Source organism: Arcticibacter eurypsychrophilus (genome assembly GCF_001730525.1).
Lineage (GTDB): Bacteria > Bacteroidota > Bacteroidia > Sphingobacteriales > Sphingobacteriaceae > Arcticibacter > Arcticibacter eurypsychrophilus.
Map to the genome: position 1 here is coordinate 67,828 of NZ_MDFN01000020.1, position 22,573 is coordinate 90,400.

The 22,573-nt window shown below is 37.5% G+C and carries 16 protein-coding genes and 1 tRNA gene; 6 read left to right on the forward strand and 11 right to left on the reverse strand.

Annotated elements, in window-relative coordinates; translation table 11 throughout:
• Positions 1–3: 3 nt before the first annotated feature.
• Positions 4–900, reverse strand: a complete 897-nt coding sequence (locus tag BFL47_RS12215) for a S66 peptidase family protein (protein WP_069660082.1) — start codon at positions 898–900, stop codon at positions 4–6.
• A 118-nt stretch (positions 901–1,018) separates the two neighbouring features.
• On the opposite strand from BFL47_RS12215, the gene metG reads away from it, so the two are divergent.
• Together metG and BFL47_RS12225 are read left to right on the forward strand one after the other, a co-directional pair.
• A complete protein-coding gene (gene metG / locus BFL47_RS12220; protein WP_069660083.1) occupies positions 1,019–3,088 on the forward strand; it encodes a methionine--tRNA ligase in 2,070 nt (689 codons plus the stop codon).
• 60 nt (positions 3,089–3,148) lie between these two features.
• Positions 3,149–3,220 (forward strand) — tRNA-Arg (locus BFL47_RS12225).
• Between the two features lie 639 nt (positions 3,221–3,859).
• Here BFL47_RS12225 and BFL47_RS12235 read toward each other — a convergent pair.
• Positions 3,860–5,068 (reverse strand): ligand-binding sensor domain-containing protein, encoded by a 1,209-nt coding sequence (locus tag BFL47_RS12235; RefSeq protein WP_069660085.1) that lies wholly within the window; start codon positions 5,066–5,068, stop codon positions 3,860–3,862.
• A gap of 204 nt (positions 5,069–5,272) precedes the next feature.
• Between BFL47_RS12235 and BFL47_RS20410 the strand changes: the two genes are divergently transcribed.
• Together BFL47_RS20410 and BFL47_RS20415 are read left to right on the forward strand one after the other, a co-directional pair.
• A complete protein-coding gene (locus BFL47_RS20410; protein ID WP_317042936.1) occupies positions 5,273–5,641 on the forward strand; it encodes a hypothetical protein in 369 nt (122 codons plus the stop codon).
• 3 nt (positions 5,642–5,644) lie between these two features.
• A complete protein-coding gene (locus BFL47_RS20415; RefSeq protein ID WP_317042938.1) occupies positions 5,645–6,271 on the forward strand; it encodes an NAD(P)-dependent oxidoreductase in 627 nt (208 codons plus the stop codon).
• 117 nt (positions 6,272–6,388) lie between these two features.
• Here BFL47_RS20415 and BFL47_RS12245 read toward each other — a convergent pair whose 3' ends face one another.
• The 9 genes from BFL47_RS12245 to BFL47_RS12285 all read right to left on the reverse strand — a co-directional run bounded on the left by BFL47_RS12245 (position 6,389) and on the right by BFL47_RS12285 (position 20,838).
• Positions 6,389–7,906, reverse strand: coding sequence for a DUF4957 domain-containing protein (locus BFL47_RS12245; RefSeq protein ID WP_245681360.1), 1,518 nt, complete (start codon positions 7,904–7,906; stop codon positions 6,389–6,391).
• Positions 7,907–7,965: 59 nt separating this feature from the next.
• The gene (locus BFL47_RS12250) at positions 7,966–9,762 is read right to left on the reverse strand and encodes a RagB/SusD family nutrient uptake outer membrane protein (protein ID WP_069660104.1); all 1,797 of its coding nucleotides are present in this window, start codon (positions 9,760–9,762) and stop codon (positions 7,966–7,968) included.
• A 22-nt stretch (positions 9,763–9,784) separates the two neighbouring features.
• The gene (locus tag BFL47_RS12255) at positions 9,785–12,964 is read right to left on the reverse strand and encodes a SusC/RagA family TonB-linked outer membrane protein (RefSeq protein WP_069660087.1); all 3,180 of its coding nucleotides are present in this window, start codon (positions 12,962–12,964) and stop codon (positions 9,785–9,787) included.
• A gap of 432 nt (positions 12,965–13,396) precedes the next feature.
• On the reverse strand, positions 13,397–15,814 hold the full coding sequence (locus BFL47_RS12260) for a DUF5916 domain-containing protein (RefSeq protein ID WP_069660088.1): 2,418 nt from the start codon (positions 15,812–15,814) through the stop codon (positions 13,397–13,399).
• A gap of 161 nt (positions 15,815–15,975) precedes the next feature.
• Positions 15,976–18,045, reverse strand: a complete 2,070-nt coding sequence (locus BFL47_RS12265; protein ID WP_245681361.1) for a M56 family metallopeptidase — start codon at positions 18,043–18,045, stop codon at positions 15,976–15,978.
• Entirely contained in the window at positions 18,042–18,404 is a 363-nt protein-coding gene (locus BFL47_RS12270; protein ID WP_069660089.1) for a BlaI/MecI/CopY family transcriptional regulator, read from the reverse strand. The genes BFL47_RS12265 and BFL47_RS12270 overlap by 4 nt, the downstream gene beginning before the upstream one ends.
• Before the next feature lie 556 nt (positions 18,405–18,960).
• Positions 18,961–19,587: a PAS domain-containing protein gene (locus BFL47_RS12275; RefSeq protein WP_069660090.1), complete on the reverse strand. Its 627-nt coding sequence runs from the start codon at positions 19,585–19,587 to the stop codon at positions 18,961–18,963.
• Positions 19,588–19,792: 205 nt separating this feature from the next.
• A complete protein-coding gene (locus BFL47_RS12280; RefSeq protein ID WP_069660091.1) occupies positions 19,793–20,572 on the reverse strand; it encodes a M90 family metallopeptidase in 780 nt (259 codons plus the stop codon).
• An 11-nt stretch (positions 20,573–20,583) separates the two neighbouring features.
• Entirely contained in the window at positions 20,584–20,838 is a 255-nt protein-coding gene (locus BFL47_RS12285) for a hypothetical protein (RefSeq protein WP_069660092.1), read from the reverse strand.
• 239 nt (positions 20,839–21,077) lie between these two features.
• Between BFL47_RS12285 and BFL47_RS12290 the strand changes: the two genes are divergently transcribed.
• Complete coding sequence (locus tag BFL47_RS12290; protein ID WP_069660093.1) at positions 21,078–21,524, forward strand: MarR family winged helix-turn-helix transcriptional regulator; 447 nt, start codon at positions 21,078–21,080, stop codon at positions 21,522–21,524.
• 43 nt (positions 21,525–21,567) lie between these two features.
• Positions 21,568–22,569 carry an NADP-dependent oxidoreductase gene (locus BFL47_RS12295; protein ID WP_069660094.1) on the forward strand — a complete coding sequence of 334 codons (1,002 nt, stop codon included), beginning with the start codon at positions 21,568–21,570 and terminating at the stop codon, positions 22,567–22,569.
• Positions 22,570–22,573 lie beyond the last annotated feature (4 nt).

A 22,573-nucleotide genomic window follows, 5' to 3' on the forward strand; every position in this document is an offset into this window, starting at 1 on the left:
ATTTTATATTTGCTCGGTGCTAACATCTACATCTTTTACGCTTAACTCAATTAAAGAACCCAATTTTAAAGCAAAGTTATCTGCAATATGTCCTGCAGGAAAGTTGAAACAAACCGGATAGTCATATTCTTTGACATGATTCATAACCATTTCGGGAATGGTTTCTCCAAAGGGAGTTGGGTTGTCTTTCATATCGGTGAAATCGCCAATAATTAAACCTTTCAGTTTGGCTAGTTTACCGGCTCTTTTGAGTTGCCATAACATGCGGTCTACGGAATATAGATATTCACTGATGTCTTCGATAAAAAGAATTTTATCATCAAAATCCATTTCAGAGATGGAGCCACTCATCATGACTAACAGAGTAAGGTTTCCACCAATGAGTGTACCTGTTGCTTTTCCGTTGCGGCCTGTGGTTTGACTTTTATATTGATAGTTTAAGGATTCGCCAAAGAGGGCCTTGCGAAGCGATTCAAGGGATGGTTTGGTGCCGTCGGGTATATTTAAAGGCATCTGCCCATGGATGGTCTGCGTTTGGCAGCAGGCATGGATATGGCTGTGAAGGACGGTGATATCACTAAATCCTACCAGCCATTTGGGACTTTTAATAAAGTTGGAGAAATCAAGCTGATCGATGATCCGTATGGTTCCATATCCTCCTCTTGCTGCGATAATTGCTTTGACCGTGTTGTCGTCCAGAAAACGTTGCATGTCTTGTGTGCGGAGTTCATCGGTGCCGGCAAACTGATGAAAGGATGCGCTGACAGTATCGCCAATAATGACTTCTAATCCCCAGGATTCAAGCAAGTGAATGGCGCTTGTAATGTCTCCGGGAAGACTTTTTGCAGGACAGGTAATGGCAATTTTATCGCCTTTTTTTAAATATGGAGGAGCAATCATGGAGTGGTTAAAGGTTTAAAGTTACAAGTATATATCGGGAATTGATTTGTCATATGCTATTCTGCAAAAATTTCAACATCTATGATTATCTTTGCAAACTACAAGAATTCCATTTTTGATGTCTGAATTAGATTCCTTTAAGAGATATACGATTACTTCTGCATTGCCTTATGCAAACGGGCCATTACATATTGGTCATTTGGCGGGTGCTTATATTCCTGCTGATATATTTGTGCGCCACCTTCGCCTGAAAAAGAAGGATGTGGTTTATATATGTGGCTCTGATGAGCATGGTGCTGCTATAACGATCCGTGCCAAAAAGGAGGGAATCACGCCGCAGGAGATTATTGATAAATACCATTTCCAGATTAAGAATAGTTTTGCTGAATTTGGAATTTCTTTCGATATCTATCACCGCACGTCTTCCCCGGTACATCATGATCTTTCGCAAGAGTTTTTCTTGAATCTCTATGAAAAAGGGGAATTTATTGAAAAGGAATCGGAACAATATTACGATGCTGACTATGATCAGTTCCTGGCTGACCGGTATATTACGGGTACTTGTCCAAATTGCGGACATGAGGATGCGTATGGTGATCAGTGTGAAAAGTGTGGCAGTTCGCTAAATGCGACGGATTTGATTAATCCTAAATCAACGCTAAGTGGCAAAACGCCTATTCTCCGGACAACGAAACACTGGTATTTGCCTCTCGATAAATATCAACCCTGGTTGGAAAGCTGGTTGCTGGAAGGCAAAAAGAATAAGTGGAAGACTAATGTTTATGGACAGTGTAGTTCATGGCTAAAGGCTGGTTTGCAACCTCGTTCGATGACCCGTGACTTGGATTGGGGCATTGATGTACCTCTGGCTGAGGCAAAGGGCAAGAAATTGTATGTTTGGCTGGATGCACCTATCGGTTATATTTCGGCGACTAAACAATGGGCTTCGGATGTTGGCAAGGATTGGCAGCTGTACTGGAAGAAGCAGGAAAATGAAGTTGATGACGCGTGTTTGATTCACTTTATCGGAAAGGATAATATCGTTTTCCATTGCATTACCTTCCCTTCTATTCTGCATGCTCATGGGGAGTATATCCTTCCTCAGAATGTTCCGGCGAATGAATTCCTGAATCTGGAAGGTGAGAAGCTTTCTACTTCGCGTAATCATGCGGTGTGGCTGCATGAATATCTGTCTGAGTTTCCGGGGAAACAGGATGAGTTGCGGTATGTGCTGACTTCTATCCTTCCTGAAACTTCGGATAGTGAGTTTACCTGGAAGGATTACCAGGCGCGGATCAACAATGAGTTGGTGGCTATTGCCGGGAATTTTGTAAACCGGGTGATGATTTTGATGCATAAGTATTATGATGGTCGCGTAAGTGGTTCTGCTTCGTTTAGTAATCCGGAGTTGCAGGCGCAGATTGGAAAGCATTATGATGAGATTGAGGAGAGTATTGAAACGTATAAATTTAGACAGGCTTTATCTTGTTTGATGGATGTTGCCCGTTTGGGTAATAAATACTTGACTGAAAAGGAGCCCTGGAAGACGTTCAAAGTTGATCCTGATGCTACACGTGTGGTATTGGAAGATTGTCTTCATATCATCGCTCATTGGGCTGTTTTAGCGCAACCTTTTCTGCCGGCTGCTGCAAAGAAGATCTTTGCGATGCTGAATCTGGATCAGGTAACGTATTTTTATGATCAGGAAATTCATTTTGCTGCAGGACTTCAGCTTGGAAAGCCTGAACTGTTGTTTGAAAAGGTGGAAGATGAGGTGATTGAGCTGCAGCTTGCGAAATTGGCGAATAAGGCTCTTGAGATTGCTGCTGATGTGATGGAGGCTCCTTCGGCTCCTGCTAAGGAGAATATTTCTTTTGAGCAGTTTGCTTCTATGGATATCCGTGTGGGTACTATTTTAGCGGCTGAGAAAGTGGCTAAAACTAAGAAATTATTGAAGTTAACGATTGATACCGGTATTGATACCCGGATTGTGGTATCGGGTATTGCCGAATATTTTCAACCTGAGGGGATCATTGGTAAGCAGGTGAGTATCCTGGTTAACCTGGAACCGAGAGAGATTAAAGGGATCCTTTCGCAGGGAATGATTTTAATGTCGGAAAATTCAGATGGAAAGCTTAATTTTGTCGCTCCGTTTGAGAGTACGCCTAATGGAAGTACGATCAGATAGAATTTATAAACGGAATGATTCCTTGATTAAGGTTTTGTTTTAAGATTTTGTTAAGATTTTGGCCCCGTAGTTCAACGGATAGAATAGGCGTTTCCTAAACTCTAGATATGGGTTCGATTCCCGTCGGGGCTACAATAGTAATTATCAATGACTTAACAATCAATTTGTTAGGTCATTTTTGTAATGGTTGATGTCATTTTTGATGTCACTTCCTGCCGGGTGGTACGTTATTAGCCGTATTGATTAACTTTATAAAAAAAGATTAATGATATGCAGGTGAGCTATAATACCATCAATGAACCTAAAGATATAAGGATTCTTACTAAAAACATTCTACTCAATTTTAAGGCCGTATCAAGTGAATTACATTCAAGTGGTACAAATAGGCTGTAGATTTAGTAAGCTTAGCTTGTATGCGCTCCTGTGCCTTCATGACAATAAACAGCTTTTTCTCAATGGTTTCATGAAAACTTTAAAGGTAAATTACTATGATGCAAGGGATGCAATTCAAATTTTATTAATAAATGGATTAATAACTAATGAAGTTTCTTTAGAAAATAGTAATATCAAATCCTTAATTGTTAAGCGGAAACGGTATAGACTCACTTTGACCGGGGAAATATATGTTACTCAGTTTTTAGATAAGTTAAAGGTATTCTAGGCATTACATAAGGTTGGTAACTTATTGCGTAGCTTGATAGTATTTAATTGTACGTTCGGTTCATGGATAAATCAAGTTATTCATAAAAGAATCAAATGGCCTATTACAAGTTAAAATATTCCCCTAAGTTTATTGTCATGCAATATTCCTGTCACCGTAGCCAGTTTATCTAAACCTGGCATTTTTTCGGGTGTCGGGAAAACAGAGAAAAAGGGTTTTAAATGGCCCAAAAAAGCTATTCCTCCGCCATAAATACCCAACCAAACATTGCCAAAGTTGTCTAGGTCTATGTTTTGAACTGAGGAGTTATTGCCTCTGTTCAGATTAAAGGGAATTATTGTGCGGATTTGCTTGATATCCCTGTCAGTGCTATAATCTGGCTTCAGGATGAATAGCTGCGAAGATTCAGTTCCTATCCAGATATCACCCTCGATTTCCTTTATAGCATATACAAAGGGTTCAACTGCATTTTTAGCTTTACTTGCTAGGCTAATGCGTTGCATAGTTCTTTTAAGCGGATTGTAAACCGCCAATCCTCTTCGCGTCCCAATCCATATATTGTTTTTGCTATCGCAAAACAAGGCTTTCACTTCATTATCAGGTAACATGCCTTTCGTACTTTGAACATCAAGTAGCTCAACATTTCGATCATTGGTATTGAAAATTGAAATCCCCTTACTGACGTGCCCTATATAAAGAAGTCCATGTTCGTCTTCTGCTAGCGTCCAGATACTGTTTTCAGGCAAAGAGGGGGTATTGTCTCTGTTGAAATGCTCAAATTGTTTCTTTATCGGGTCAAAGCGCTGTACGCCCTGATGATAAGTTGCCAACCATAACTTGCCACTTTTACCTTTGATAATATCTGTAATATCATTTGTTGCAATAGACTGCCTGTCATTGGGGTCGTGAAGATAGTATGAAAACCTGTTCGTTTTCATGTCAAGAACATTTAAGCCATTCGCACGGGTGCCAATGTAAAGCTGATCATTGTCGTAATAAAGTGTATTGATTTCATTACTATTAACGGAAAGCGCATCCGCATTTTCAGATTTATAATATTGCTTAAATGAATTGCTCGCAAATCGGTTCAATCCTAATTCTGTCGCAATCCAGACAAAACCATTTTTATCGTGAGCAACATCAAGTACCCGCTGGCTAGATAGCCCTTCATGCAATGAAAAGTACCTCGCTTTTTCAGGTTGCCCGAACAGTGATACGGAATAAAAAAAAACTATCAAAGAGAGCATTAACCTCATTTTCGTGTATTTAGTAGCCTGTACGTTGATCAATCTTTGGTTAATTCCCTGTGATAACAGCATCTCCGTAAGGTGACAATTTAGGGTTTATTTAATCAATACAGCCTCCTTCCCCAAAAAATCAGCCATCACATTTGATACTTCATTCTTGAACTTCAATAAATCCTAATAAAATAGAACCTAGGTTATAACTAAATTAGCCGAATTACTGTTAAACAAGCAAAATGGTGCGGTCAGTATAGATATCACTGATATATGAATTTAAAAATGAAAGTTTTTGCAACAAGAGTCCTTCCACTGAAGGGGTTAAATAAATTGGCAGCGGCTGGATGTATTGTAAAACAGCACTCCGAAAAGCGCGAACTTAGCCAACAGGAATTGATTGACTTATGTCAGGATCAGGACTTTTTACTAAGCATTGGGCCAATTAAGATCGATGCTGATTTCTTAAAACACTGTAGCCATCTTAAAGGCATTGCGCTGATGAGTGTCGGTTATGATAATGTTGATATTCCAGCTGCTACTAAATATAATATTCCAATTAGTAATACTCCAAATGTATTGAGCGAAGCCACATCTGATATTGCTTTTCTGCTTATGTTGGCTGTTTCCAGAAAAGCTTTTTACATGAATTAAAGAATCGTTAAAGGAGATTGGAACTTCTTTGAGCCAACGGCCAATCTAGGAGTGGAACTTTACGGGAAAACACTAGGGATTTTTGGAATGGGGAGGATCGGCTTGAAACTAGCTGCAAAATGCAAGGCCGCTTACAATATGAATATTATTTATCATAACCGCAAACCCAATCCGAGGGCTGAAAATGAACTGGAAGCAAAATATGTTTCCTTTGACAACCTTTTAGCGGAAAGCGATGTGTTATCCGTTCATACGAATCTTTCAGATCAAACGAAGGGGCTATTTGATAGGTCGGTATTTAATCGTATGAAACCATCTTCCATCTTTATTAATACGGCAAGAGGTGGTATCCATAATGAAGCGGATTTAATTGAAGCACTGCATAATAAGGTAATTTGGGGTGCCGGTTTAGACGTGACACAACCAGAGCCAATGGATCGAAATAATCCTTTGCTCTTCATGCCGAGTGTCTGTGTCTTACCTCACTTAGGCTCAGCAACAGTAGAAACAAGGGATAAAATGGCGATAATGGCTGCTGAGAATATTATTGCCGCTCTTCATAATCTTCCTATGCCGCAGATTATTAACCCGGAAGTTTATAGTTCAGTTCATTTCGATAGTATTGAATAATAGCTTGTTGTTAACAAGCTTCTGATCTTTCTTGCTAACTTATATAATACGCCTTAAAAAAAGGTTGCTCCTTTTTAAAAAGAAGCAACCTTATGCATTCAAAGCAATTTTAAACTTTTATCTCCATCTCGGGTCTCCAATGCCGTTTGATTTCAACGTTCCATTAGAGATGGTGAAATTTCCAGTGGCAGCACCAGTAAATCCAGGATCCAGACTTGTAGAAGTACCTGTGTCATTTTTAGTACCAGACGCAGGGGTAGCTGTGAAAAGAGGAGCATTGAAATAATTGTTGCTTGCTGAAGTAGTAATAATTGATGCAGTTACAGCAAAGAAACCAGCCGTATTTGCTACAATGTTTTTCGAAAAATCAATACTGTTTCTGACCAAACGGATGTACAAAAATCTTTTAGCAGCCAAATTTGAGGCATTATTAAAAGTATTTGTTTTAATAGTGATCATACTGGTAATCGTACTGAAATTTGTTGAGCCACCTGCGTCCATACGAAATAAATCTCTGGCTCCAGTAGTCGTGCTCGAAGCACAGTTGTAAACCGTATTATTTTCAAAAAGGAATGTCTTTGCTATTCCATTTCTAAAATCAATAAAATCTGCACCATTACATTCGAAATCATGAATGAGATTTTTACTATAGGTTACTGATTCTATTAACGTTGCCAGGCCAACGGACATAATGCCCTTAGCATAATTCTTAACCTCACATTTTTGAACAATTAAAGGAGCAAACGCAGATGAGCCTGAAACTGCGTCATATAAAATAGTGTAGTTAGCAACGGATCCTGTGCCATCAAGAATTAAATCTTTTAATTCCAAACCAGCATTCGATTTCAATCTTAAAACCATTCCATTAATAATAGGTTTGTCATAGGGTTTAACTCCCTTTATTGAAATAGATTTAGATATGATAACATCAGCGTTGACAGTATAAGAGCCTGGAAATAAAGCAAAAACTTGTCCCTCTGTAGCATTTAAAAGTAAAGCCGAAAGGTTATCACCAGGATTTACCGCAGTAGCTTTTCCCAAATCTAATAAAGTTGTAAAAGTAGCGGTACCACGTGTTTTTGTGCCTTTCAACAATGTAGCGACATAGTCTGTTTCGGCTGCTAATCCTGTTAGGGTAGCTTGACCCGCAGCAATTTCAGCACTAGTAACAGTATGGGTTATATTGCCTGGTGTAAGTACGATTGAAGATGCTATTTCACCTGCCGGCCAGCTTAATGTAACCTCTTTTGCCAGTAATGTGGCTGTGCTAACTGTTTGAAAAATCTGTTCAGGATCTGTATTGAAAGTCGCTGTAACCCATTTGGAATCATCAACACCTGCTCCAACTGCTTTGACCCGCGCAAAATAAGTCGTTTGTCCAGCAAATCCGGTAACCGTGTAGGGAACTTGTTTAAAAGGTATGTTGCTAACTGTTTTTACCGGCGAACCGGAAAAATCTGCAGTTTCATAGATTTCTATGGTATAAGAATCTGGATTATTTACAGCTAGCCATGTTAACTTTACACCGGTTTTGTTTACTACTACTGCAGCTAATCCTGTTGGTGAAAAAGCCCTTGCTACCTCTAAAGTAGTTATTTCGGAGAGTATATCATCCTTGCAACTTGAGAAGCTCATTAAGCTGGTCAAAAAGCAAATAGACATTATTATTCTTTTCGTATTCATAAGGTTATGAATTATAAGTTCAAATTACTATTATTTAACATTCCATTTGAAGAGTCTAAAAAGACCTGCCATATTGGCCAAACTTGTTGGCTGTTTGGATCCTTTGTATAAAGTGCATCCCAAAAAGTAACTTTATCTGCGGTAGCAGACATAGTCCAAGTTTTATTCGCAGTATATCCTAGTGTAGCACCTAGTGCATCTGTTTCACCAAAATTCAACCCATAAATTTCTACGGTTTCTTTATCATCTAAAGTTTTGTAATAAATTTTAGTTGGAAGGGTAGCATATTTACCTTGTCTGTTTTCCAGTTGTTGTAATTTAACCTTCGCCTCTGCTAGTTTTGTATTTAGTAAATTCCAACGGATTAGATCTGCTTTTCTTAGCATTTCTCCGGTAAATTCTAAAGCGCGTTCATTTACAATAGCATTGAAAAAAGTACTTTTTGATGCCGTTACTTCAGTCATAAACGGATCAACTTTTGCCAAATTGTTCGGAAATTTTGTACTATTAGGAAAAGCTCTTTCACGAATCATACGCAAATAAGGTGCTGCTACAGCTGGTCCATCAATTTCATTGATAGCCTCAGCTGCCATTAAAATTACATCTGCATATCGCATATACATCCAGTTCAACCCATCATCATTGGTAGATGTTACTATCCTTTTCATCCATTCATATCGATACTTGCCAAAGTACAGACGGCCTAAAGCGGATGGAACCTGTATTCCGCTTGTCCACTCATAAGGGACTACCGTTACGTCTCTTCTAACGTCACCTGTTTCGTATTCATAAAGCATAATGGGGTTTGGTCCATTTGTACCCCCTTTATTTTGTCCAGTGTACTTATCTACTGTAGTATGCTTAACACCTAGATCAAAAATAACCCTTCCTCTACCTTCACTAAAAGGAATTTCCCACATTGATTCTTTGCCTGCAATACCCGTTTCCGCATTTAATGTTTTAAAAACTTCTTCGAACCCAAGTAATTTCAATGTTCCGCTATTAATAATATCCAAACATTCTGTTTTCGCTATGGCATACATTTTAGCAGGAGAGAGATCAGGATCTGTACTCAAACGAACAGTACCATCTAAACGCTGTGCATAACCTCCGGCAGCTAAAGCCAAACGAGCTCTTAAGCCTTTCGCAAATGCCTTATTTACGTGTTCAACAGAAGTGGTAGCTGAAGAAGCATTAGGCCATGGTAATAAAGTTGCAGCTTCATCTAAATCTGACAGTAACTGCTTGTAGATAACATCCCGATCATTTCTGGGTAAATAAGTAGAGTCAGAAGTAATAGGTTGGAAGCGGGCAGGTACATCTCCCCATCCCTTAATTAAATCATTATATATTACCGCTCTTAATGTTAGAACCTCGCCTAATATTTGTGCTAGCTCTGGGTTATTTTGAACATTTCCATATGTCCTTAAACCTCTTATCGCTAAATTTGCTCTTTCTATTCCTTCGTAAAATTTAGCCCAGGCATTATTGTCTGTATTCATTTGGCTATTATTTACATTTGTATTGTAGTTAGAAAGCCGAGCCTTATCATCATCCGGCGTTTTTAAGCTATTATATACTTCCGTATCTGTATTTATACCGTAAAAAACTAAATATCTCCCACGGTAAGAGTTTGTTTCTCCAAATGATTGTATAATTCCAGCTATTGCTCCTTGAGCTAAACCAGGCGTTGAAAAAATAACCGATTCATCCAGAGAGGATTGAACAGGAGAATCCAGAATATCTTTACAGCTGCTTATAAAAGTAAGCCCTGTAATTAGTAATAGTATATTGACAAGTTTTTTCATTTTCTTTAATTTAATAGACCTTCTAGAAATTAACATTTAGACCTAATACATAAGATTTACTTTTCGGATAGGCTGAATAATCAACACCTGGTGTTAAAGTTGTCTTACGTCTGGTAGATACTTCTGGATCAAACCCTGTGTAATTAGTCCATAAGAAAAGATTATATCCAGAGGCGTATATCCTTAATGATTTCATTTTTAGTTTAGCTGCGATTGCTTTTGGAAGGGAATAACCTAACGTTACTGTTCCTAATCTTAAAAATGAAGCGTCTTCGACTGCCCAGTCACTCAAAACATAATTTTTCATATATGGAGACCACAGGGAAGTAGTGCTGTTCATTGCTTCCAATTCGGCACCATCATTACTTATTGTTCCATCTGCACGTAAGTTTGTCCAGCGACTTCCACTTTCCATGATTGAAATCATGTTTCTTGAATTATACTTGCTACTAGAGGTATATTCAATTTTATTGGCGTTGTACACATCGTTTCCATAACTCCATGTAAAATAGGCACCTAAATCAAAATTGAAAACCCTCGAATTGATTGAAAATCCTCCACTGTTTAATGGGTTTGCATTGCCTATCACGGTATTATCAATGGTGGTAACCTTTCCATCTCCATCCAGATCTCTTAATTTCATTGATCCAGGACGAAGGGTTCCTATTACAGAACTAGCATCTGCTATACCAGTGATTAAAGCCCAGGTACCTTTTGTGGCATCATATCCTGAAAAATCAGACACCTCATATCTCCCGTCACTTTGGTAGCCGTATATCCTCCCTATTGAAGCACCTTCTTGAACTAGATAATCAGCGCCAATTTCTGAAGATGCCCATCCTGAATTCCCTTTAACATCAAGACCGCCTAAAGAAATAACTTTATTTCTGTTAAAGGCGATGTTTCCGTTTATGGTTAAATCGAAATTAGTTTTTCTTACTGCATTCCAGTTTAATGAAAATTCCAAACCTTTATTCTCTGTCTCTCCTAAATTACGGTATTGGTAATCATAGCCAGTTCCTGCAACAGGATATTGAATAAGTAAGTCTTTAGTCCGGTTTAAATAAGCATCAACAGTACCATTAATCCTTGAGTTCAGCAAGGAGAAATCAAGACCTAAATTTTGAGTTACAGTGGTTTCCCATTTTAAATCAGGGTTAGCCATTGTCTTAGAAGGAGCCCAATAATTATTTGTTCCATTTACCCAGGCAGTGGTTGAATTTGCAAAAGATTGAACCATTTGGCCTGAAGGGATTCCATTATTTCCTGCTTCTCCATAACTTGCTCTAAGTTTTAAATCGGTTAACCATGATCTTGAACCTTCAAGGAAACTTTCCTGAGATAAGCGCCATGCTGCTGATACAGATGGAAAATATCCCCACTGATTATTTGTTGAAAATTTAGATGAACCATCTGCCCTAAAGGTTGCGGTTAACAGGTATTTACTTTGATAGTTGTAGTTTAACCTTCCAAAAAACGAAAACAATACATCATCAGCTGAAAAGTTATTATCAATTGAACTTGCCTGTCCTTGCGTAGATAAGGTTCTGGCGTTTTGAAAAGTGAATGTGGTAGGAAATCCATGAACAGCAGTGGTCAAAATTCCCTCCTCAGTTTTAATGTATTCCTCACCTAACAAAGCATTCAGTGAATGGTCTTTATTCAAAAAGTTCTTAAAATCATAAGTTAATGTATTGGTATTTCTAAAACTGGTTCTATTTGTATTAGAAAATATAATAGCTGGCATATTTTGGTAGTCAGCCGCAGGAACATTTCTTACATAATAAGTAGTAGTACCATAAAAGCGGTCTTGATCATTTCTAAAACCATCATACCCAATTTCAGTACGAAGCCTCATGTTATTCACTATATCATAGTTTAAGGCACCATTTAAGTTATATGTTTTCCGGTGAACAAACTGATCATTATCTGAAACAGCCACTACCGGATTGTATAAATTAAACGAATCGTCAGTCTCCGTATTAGTCGTTAATCCAACGACGGGGATGGACGGATAAAGCATGGCATTTTTTAAACGAGAATCTGATGATGAAACTTCATTTTGTTCATTGGCACCACCTCCCTTTGTTTTGGTATCTGCATAACGCGCTCCAAAATCCAATGTCAGCTTATCATATAATTTATGATTTAGTTTAAAATTAAGATTCTGTCTTTCAAAATTAGATAAGATCATTATCGCTTTGTCCTTAACAAAACTATGACTTAGACTAAATTTTGTCTTTTCACTTCCTCCACTTATATTCAAGTTTTGATTATAAGTAGTACCTGTACGACCAAAAACGATATCCTGCCAATCATTCCCTTTTACGCCTGCATATAGATCTATATCCTGGTAATTGCCAAAATATTTGGTGTAATCTTCTGGTTTATTAGCAAGAAGCGATCTTTCATATTGCCATGTGGCATAATCCAGTGGAGATAAAATATCTAATTTCTTAGCCAGCTCCTTTATACCAGTAAATGCACTGTAATTTACACTTGTTATACCTGTTTTGCTGTTTTTGGTAGTAATCAAAATGACACCGTTGGCACCCCTGGAACCATAGATGGCTGTGGATGAGGCATCTTTTAATATGTCGATGGACTCTATATCTGCCGGAGCAATATCTGAAATAGAACTTACTGGAAATCCGTCCACTATATACAATGGTGAATTGTTGCCAGTAATAGAACCTCCCCCTCTTACCCGAACGGTCATTTCTGCATCAGGCGATCCTTCTGTAGTGGAGATTTGTACCCCTGCAACACGACCTGAAATAGCTTCCAAAGCGGAAGATACTGGTGCAGCAGCAATAACAGCAGCACTTACCGATGCCACAGATCCGGTCAAATCCTTCTTTTTTACAGTTCCATATCCAATAACCACCACTTCATCTAGTGAAGTGACGTCATCATCTAAGCGGACACTGATTTGCTTTTGTGATCCAACACTAACTTCCTTGTTTTTGAATCCTACATATTTGAAAACTAAAATTGGAGATCCTGATCCAGGTATAGCTATTTTGAAATTACCGCTTGCATCAGTGCTGGCTCCTTGTTTTGTGCCTTTAAGTGTGACACTGACTCCAATAAGGGATTCCCCTTTGTTGTCTGTTACTTTCCCTGTAACTTGGTGGGTTTGTGAAAAAGCTGTAAATACGATTGTAAACAGCATACACAGCGAGAGTATTGCTTTCCTCATAAAATAATAATTTAACAAATGGTTTTACTGGTTTTAACTTACTTAAGTTTGATTTTACTGATTGAAATGCCGTAATAAAAAATGGTAGGCATAAATTAGGACATAGAATTATTTAGTTCGAGTTTAATATGGATTATTTTAGTTAATGATGATTCGTATAATGATATTTTAGAATAGAGGCTTATTATAACGACAATTTTACGTAGATAAAATTGAAGAAAGATTAGTTCAATTATAAATATTTGTGCAATCGTTCCCGACAAATTTAGTCGAACATAGGGTGTTACATCAAACGGTTGAAAAATGGACAGGTTGGATTATGTTGTGAATTTTAGGTTCACATACAAAATGGATTCGTATGATAATCATCTAGAGGTAATTGTAGATTTTGCTGATGCAATTCAGTTAGGATTTAGAACTCAATATCAACTTTCAAAACCCTTTCTTCTTCCTCTTCAAATTCAAATAATCAATATAATACAGCACCTTGACGGAGACACTATTATTCTGAGGTGCAGATAGAATACCATCCAGATTACTTGTGTATTTTCGGGTGTAATAATTGCTGCTTGTCTCTGCAGCATCTTTATATGATAAAGTAAGCTCACTTCCGGGTGCAAATTGCCAGGTATAGATCAAATCCATATTAAAAACATTATAATTCTTATCCAGGTCCGTTAAACCGGCACCTTGGTAGCCATTTAATCCTCCCTCATCATTCAACAGGTAGAAAGCCTTATTCCTCCTGTCGCTCCAATAGTGGCGCACTACTACACCTAATCCCATCTTATTGCTGAAACTGTATTTGGAATCAAATGAGTTTTCTACCGTCCGCCGGTCATACCTTGAAAAAATAGCCTGATCACCCTGCGCCGTTACCCAGTTTACATAATTATAATTGGGGTTAAAATTAAAATTCAAACCAAAGGAAAGTTTATTATTCCATCTAAGATTCTGATAAACAAATATATTATATTCTTTTCCTTTCAATAATTTCTGCTCTCTGTAACGCACATTGCCTCCAAAATTATAAGCTTTGGCGCGATTGGGATTTACATAAACAGCTATGTCATAGTTTTCTGGAGTCTTATATATCTGTCCATTCCTCGCTTCGTAAAAATCATTATTTACAGCATTATAATTCAAGTTTACTTCTACCGACCAAAAGTTTTTAAATTGAACATAAGATCCGGCATATAGATCTAAGCTTTGATAATCTACCGGAATAACTCTGCTTGAATAATTCAAACCACTCCAGTTTTGCCATTGATTATACCATTTACCTGGTTTGTAAATATTATAAGCAACGTTTAAACCATGATTTAAAAAATTGTTATTGGTAAAAAAGCCCATGTCTGAGGGATCGAATTGATCATCCGCATATTGCTGCAAATAACGCCAGGTAAAATTGCCGCTTTGTTTACCGGCTTTAAATTCATAATTGAAACCGGTACTGCTGGTTGTACCTTTTATATAGCTCATTTTGCCACCTCCATTCACAAAATAAACGTTCTTTTTATCGTTGAGATTAAAAAGCAACCCAGTCACATTGGCATCATAATTTGAGCCTCGTCTCAACACGTTGGTATTGATAAATGTAGCAGAGCTATTGTTTTTGAGCGACTGATCGAACACCAGGATATTATAATTCGTTAAAGGCTGAGTCTCCACTTCCCTGCTATTTTCTTTCTGATCTTCCACCAGGGTCTGCATACTATTGGTTATCGCATTAAACAGGCCAACGCCAAAACCTTTAGCCGTACGGCCAGAAATCTTTGTGGCATTTAATACTTTCGCTTCTCTTTGATCTTCAATTACCTTTTCATCGTCTTTTATCCCCGAGTCATTGTAATACGAAGGAATAGAACCGATCCGTTTGGAATAAAACAAGTCTCCTTTATTAAACAGTTCAGTTCCTTCTGTAAAGAATTGCCGGTTCTCATTAAACTTAACCTCAAATGGAGTTAGGTTAAGAATCCGGTTATCTGATTGTACCTGTCCAAAATCAGGAACCAAAGTCATGTCTAACGTAAAGCTGTTGTTAATACCATATTTAACATCCATACCACCGTTAAACGATGAAGTCGTGTTTTTTACTCCCGGTAGATTCGCAGGATAATGGGTCACATAGCTGGATATATAGGGCGAAAAAGATAATCGCAACGGTGGTTTAATGTCTTTTAACCCTGTTAGTGTGCCTTCTTGATTAATAAAGCCATTTACCTTAGGATCTACAAAGTTCCAAAAGGTCTGTACATTCGCTAAAGCTCTTTTTCTGGACATATTGATGCCCCAGTTTTGTGTCGGTTTACTCGAAAAACGTAAAGCAGAATAAGGGATTTTCATCTCACAGGTCCAGCCCATACTATCTATTTTTACTGCACTCTCCCAAACTGCATTCCAGTTAGAATCTTCACCTCCATCCGGAGAATATTTAGCGTCAAACTGCACACCTGCAGCAGTTACAAAGAATCCATTGGCATTTCTTTTATCCAGGAATGAGTCGAATATTACACTTATAAAGTCTGCTGTGCCTATATTATCACGGTTGACCAGTTCATGTGCTACACTATCCGGGCTTTCATGCATCCTTGCATAAAAATAAATAGCATCATCATTATATATCAGTTTAATCTCTGTTCTTCTGCCTTTTTGTTCAATCCGTCCTGGTACTGGATTTGCCTCCACAAAGTCAGTCGCTATCGGCAGGCCGACCCAGCAATTATCATCCAGAATTCCATCTATTTTAGGTGTCCGTTCTGTTCGGCTAGCTGGAAATTCTTTTGGTTTATCCAGATTCTGACTAAATGCATAACTCGAAACAAATAGCAATAGTGTTAGGATTTTCATATAAGATTCAATAGGGTAAAGATTGCCATTTTTAGCATAAGGTTACATCGATTCAGAAAAATATTTTAACAGTAAACAAGGCACAGATGTTCCCTTTGCAACTCCCTATATTAGTGTATAAGGAGTGTACATCGATACAGGGTCAATACAGAAAATGTTAATTATTTGATACCTAACGCCTTAAAATCCACATATTTTTCGACACTTGGTAAATTGTGTCCTTTTTTCTTCATTGCAGCAATATAATCTGGAGTAACACCTATTGCTTTTGCAGAAGTGACTTCATCAACAGTGATATTAGGATAGCCAATCGTTTTATATTCTTTTATTTCTTCTGGCGTTACGCCAAGCGCCTTAAGTGCAATTACTTCCTCACTTGTAATGTTTTTAAAGCCAGCAGCCTGTAGCTTCTTTACAAATTCGGGCGTAACATTTAACGCTTTCATACCAATGAGATCCTCATTGGAGACCAGGTAACCGATATCTTTAAAGCCTTTTATATATGCAGGATCAATATTCATCGCCTTCATCGCAACCAGATCATCAATTGAAGGTAGCTCAGAATCAGATTCCAAGGCTTTGGCCTCTTGTGTTGCTGCCTTTTCTTTCTTTTGGGCTGTAGCTTGTTTCGAACGTGTTTCTTGGTCTGCCTTCCTGGAATTTGTTATGAAATTGCCATCAATACCCTGAGATTTGAATGTTATAAGTTGCGATACCGTTAACTCTTTATAGCCCGATTTTTTGATATCCTTAACATATTCGCCATCTATGCCCAGTGCTTTTAAAGGTATCAAGTCCTCCAGACTCACATCTGAAAATCCATTTGACTTGATATCCGTGATAAATTTCTCATCCACCTTCAACGCGACCAGTGGGACCAGGTTATCTTTCGTGAATTCATGAAATCCTTGCTTTTTCAACATCCTGATATACGATTTTTTCATATCGATGGTAAAAAATACTATGGCATCCTGCTCTTCATTTATATCGATACCTTCTTTTTTCAGATAACTGAGATACTCCTTGTCCGGGTTAAATTTATAGGTACCCATTCCTATATTACCATTGAATTTTCCATTGAAAATAATCGTTCCGGCTTCTCTACTAAGTTCAAAATTTCTTTCCTCTTCTCTTGGCAAGCTTTTAAACTCATCCAGGAGATACGTGGAGCTACTGCTTCCATTTTCTTCCTGATCCTTCTCAAAACGAATCTGTACTTTATTTTTTTTGATTGTAGCAAACCATACTCCCTCATTTGTAAAAGATTGAGCATCAGTTAAACCTTTAACACCTGAAGTACTGAGCGTACGTTGTGCTCCATAAGCAGCCGGCTCATTCAAAAAGCATACAAATGTCATCAATAATGGAACAATACATAAATACTTCCAAGTTGTATTGAGACTTGATTTTTTAGTGTTCATCATGATTAATCGTTTTTTTAATATAGACTGATTGTAATTAGTAGTCAGACTCACTGGAAAATGAGGAGAAGAAACTTTCACGAGGCTCAACTGATAACTGCCAGGATCTACTTCCTTATGTTCGAGCAGTTCGTTGTCTGTTAAAAACTCCAGATTATCTTCCACTGCCTTTCGGTAAAGCCATGCAAAAGGGTTGAACCATTGAAATACCAATGCCAGCTCAGCAAATATAATATCGTAACTGTGGCCTTGTTGTATATGCACCTTCTCATGTAGGATGATCTGGCTGTAAGTATCCCAGTCATATTTTTCGGGATTGATAAATATGGTGTTTCCGAACGAACAAGGGGCTTGGTCACCCGAAAGCTCCACTATCCTAAATCTTCCGTCCTGTATGACAGGTCTGGAATAGGATCTGTAAATCAGGGTAATGAGCTGTATGATAAAGTTGATCGAAAAAATAGCAACTCCAATCCAATACGAGCCTATCAGCAGATCTGAAAATGACACATTGCGAAAAAAGCTTTTCTTTACCGGAACCTCATTTTGGACTGTAACCTGAGCTCCGGATTCCTTCTGATTAACCGTAATTACGCCAGGAAGCGGCTTAAATAGGGTAGTTTCCGTTGCCGATTTTCGGAATGACCACTGCGGCGGCAAATGGATTAGAGGTAGCAGAAAAGCAAACATCAGACAGGCGAGCAGCATGAATCTGTTGAGTCTGAAAAAAGTTTCGTTATGTAACAGCACTTTATAAAAAATAAGTATGATTCCGATTATAAGTGCAACGTGCAGCAGGTATACAATCATGGCTTTTTAGTTTTAATGAGTGTTAATATTTCTGAAAATTCTTCTTCTGAAAGATTCTGTTCCTTGGCGAAAAAGGCAAGCATCCGCGGATAGGAATTGTCGAAATATTGATTTACTACATCTTTAAGGGCAAATTTCTGGTAATCTTCTTTGCTAACCATAGGGTAGTAACAAAACATATTGCCGACGATTTCATGATTTAAAAATCCTTTTTCTTCAAGAATCTTAACCATCGTAGCTACACTATTATAATGGGGTTTCGGATCGGGCAGCAATGGGATGATGTCTCTTATAAATGCTTTTCCGACTTCCCAAAAAACCTGCATAATCTGTTCTTCTCTTTTTGCTAATTTGACCATCACGCTAATTATTGATATACAAATGTAATACTAATAGACTAATAGTAAAACTAATTGATTAGTAGATATGTAACAATATTGATACAATTGTAATCTATTTATTTGATTTAAAAGGAATTGAATATTAAGGAAATACCTGAATGATGCTTATGAGTACCAAAAAGCAGGTGCTCTGATATTACAACATGGATAATTTAAAAAGTAAAAACACTTAAAAAATTCTTTGTCATTTAAAGTTGACATTGAAAACCTTTCGTTTTTCAACTATTATAAATTTGCGAAATAGACTGGCATGTTTATGCTTAAAAGGGCTATAATTTTCACTTAATTCTCAATTTGTTTTCTTTGAGAGCGGAGAAGGTGCGGAGAAGCTGAAGATAAAGTGCAGATCAATTAACAAGTAGACAATAGCTGTCTCGATATTAAAAAGGAACTGATTGTTGGCTAAATTGCGGATTGCTATATTTCGAATTTACAAAAAAGACTTGGTAATCATTTGAAATCTGCCTGGCTTTATTAAATGGTACACTGGATTATATTTTCTTAATTAAGATGTCTATGGGCTTGCTTTTTTGATAATTCCTTTAATTACATTGTCTAATTGGTCGCTGCTTTCCTCTAGCATGGATAATATAGAGCTAAGATTAGAGCCTAGATCCATGTTTTTCATAATGCTAACCAGTCCCATGATATTAGCCAAAGGTGCTCTTACAATGTGGGATTGTTCAAAGGCAATAGCATTCAGCATCTCGTTTTTACTTTCTAACGCTTTTCCTATAGTTAAAACCTGATTCTTTGCATTTGTAAATTCGGTGATGTCATAACCCAGACAAAATACACCGGTAGGTTCTCCACTTTCAATCATTAATGTGAATTCCCATTGCGTAACAATATAACCTCCTTCTCCATCATGTTTACGCAATGTAGCCGGAAAAAGCTTTCCAGGTTCAACATAACATTTCATGCCTACTTCTTCGCATATTTTAGTATCCTCAGGATGCATAGTAATGTAATAAGGGTGTCCGACTAAATCTGATTGTATAAAATTGAAACGGTTAGCATAATGATTGTTGACGTAGCTGTAATTGCCATTATTATCTGCGCAAATGATATAGTAAAACTTGGAATTATGAAGTAGGTCCTTAGTGGCTTGGAGGTCAAATGCAGCATGGATAGCACTCATTATACAAGCTTAATCATTTTTGAGATTATTATTTAGTCAAATGAATATGTTTAAAAAATTAGCACATTAAGAAATGTAATTAGCTAAGATCTAATGTTTTGGGATTGTAACCTTTTTGTTATGTGTTGATAAAAAATAAAATTAAGTTATCAAGTAGTTGTGTGTCAACGTGATTGTTAAGTTTTCTGAATTTAAGTCTAAGTGGCTATGTAGCTATAACTAGCTTTTGAGCAAACATTTCACTTAGCCTTTGATACAAATCCGGATGTTTATCTTGTAAACGATCGGGCTTTTCGAAGAAATACTCTGCTGCTACAGCTAAAAATTCCGCTTCATTGGTTAAGGCATAAGGGTTTATATCCGATTTTCCGGTTTCTATATGATGCATTTCCTGGTGCATCATCTTGAGCCAGGGAAGAGCGTAGTCATAGGTCATCAGTTGCTCAGGAACCCCATCAGTCGATCCGTCCGCTTTATCCAGCAGGTGCACAAATTCATGAATAGCCGCATTCTCTTTGCCAGACGACTTAGAAAATCCTCTAATCAAAGCTTCTCTTGATAAGAGCATTTGTCCATTCATATACCCTGATCCTACCATGCCCATAATATTGCGACTTTCGCCTTCAAACTGAAACTCGCCATTAAAGGTATCGGGATAGAGGATCACGTTCGTTAGGTTTTTATAACGCCATTCTTTAAAGCCGAAAATGGGGATTACGGCACTCGAAGCAATCAGCGTACGATCCAGATCAGTGATTTCAGTACCTACCCCTTCAATGCGTACGGCTTTTAAAAACTCTTGAACCATGGTCTCAAAGGAGGCCTGTCCGCTTTGATCCAGCTTTTGAAAGTAGGCAACATGTTCGGCCAACAAATCCTTATAATTAGCGGTCGGCAATTCAGGAGCTTCAGCTAGCGCTTTTTTTCTGAATATAAAAAAAGCGACAATTGCCAATAGAAAAAGAAGAGAAAAGATGATGGCCATGGTTCAAAGTATTAAGAGGTCAATAAAGATTCCAGTTGACTCGCAATTGCTTTTAATAGATCAATGTCGATTTTTTTTCCATCTTTTTCTAAATGACCCTGACTGATCAATGCCCGGTAGTGGCGCTCTTCATCAGGCTCAAAAGAGATAAGAAGATCATTTACCAAAACTTCAATTTTATGTAAGTAGCCGGTTTGAACTAAACGGGCCTCGAATTCAAGTTCATTTCCCTGATAATTGACCGGTATATAAAAAGAATCATCCATAGAAATTTGTGCTGATTTTGAAGGTTTAAATATAAATGATTTCAATGCATTTATGGGATTAATATTATCAAACGTCTTTGGAGTTTAATAATATTCTCCAGGTTTTAAGGATTATCAAGAATCCTGATGTTCCTGCAGCCATCAACAAGAATCCTGATGTTTACTACAGTCTTGATATAAATATTAAATTTTACATTCAAACCATGGAATTATAATCCATGGATTGTAATTTTGAGTCAATGGATATCGAGAACGAATTACACCATCATTTCATCAATCCACAACAAAAGGTTGCGACGAATATTATATTCACTTCTAACTGGATTTTGAATAAAATAGCGGTTGCGTTGAAGCCTACAGGACTGTCTCTTCAGCAGTTTAATGTGTTGAGCATTTTACATGGACAGCAAAATCAAACTGCTACGGTTAACTTAATTAAGGATCGTTTAATTGACAGGATGCCCAATGTATCGCGTTTATTGAACAAACTCATGGAAAAGGGGTTGATAGAAAAAACGCGGAATGTGCAGGATCAACGGGTCGTTTATATCAAATTAACTGTAAAAGGACTTTTGTTAAAAGATCAGGCTCGCGTAATTATTGATCAGGGCATAATTGAACTCAACAATGAAGAGTCGGATGTATTGAATACACTTTTAGAAAAAGTAAGGAAAGAGAAAACTTAATTAATCTTTGCATGGATCAGATCTGTGAAATAAAACTATAATCATGAATAAAATAATTTTATTAGATAAAAGGCCGGTTGGTAAGGTGAGCTTAAACGACTTTAAATTTGTACAAGAGGAAATTCCGCAACCTATGGAAGGCGAAATCCTTTTAAAAACATTATACGTGTCTGTAGATCCTTATTTAAGGGGAAGAATGAATGATTCAAAGTCCTATGTGCCGCCTTTTCAGCTTCATGAGCCCATAGAATCAGGCATTGTAGCAAAGGTTGTACAAACCAATAATGCGGCATTTAAAGAAGGTGACATTGTTTCGGGTAGTTTAAAATGGCAACAATATCAGGTTTCCAAAGGTGTTGGTTTGAACAAAATTGAGGATGATGGAACTAGTTTGACTGCCTACCTGGGCATATTAGGAATGACAGGATTGACTGCTTATTGTGGACTTTTAGAGATAGGAAAGCCAAAGGCTGGTGAAACTTTAGTTGTATCAGGAGCAGCTGGAGCAGTAGGAAGTGTAGTTGGTCAGATAGGTAAACTGTTGGGCTGCAAAGTAGTTGGTATAGCAGGAACAGATGAGAAAGTGGAGATGCTTAAGTCTGAATTTCATTTTGATGGAGCTATAAATTATAAAACTACACCTGATTTGAAAAAAGCAATTCAAGATGCTTGTCCGGATGGAGTAGATATTTACTTTGATAACGTTGGTGCTGAAATATCGGATGCCGTATTAGTAAACATCAACAAATTTGCAAGAATCCCGGTTTGCGGAGCTATATCTCTTTATAATGGAGACAATTCATCTAATGGGCTACGTGTATCCTCTGTCCTGCTATCGAAATCTGCGTTGATGCAGGGTTTTATTGTATCTAATTATGCTGATAAATTTCCAGCGGCAATAAAACAATTGACGGCATGGGTAAAGGAAGGAAAGCTAATTTCTTCAGAAACGATTGAACAAGGGTTTGATCATATCCCTCAGGCTTTCCTTGACTTGTTCGACGGAAAAAATAAAGGTAAAATGATTGTTGATTGTACGAATTAATAAA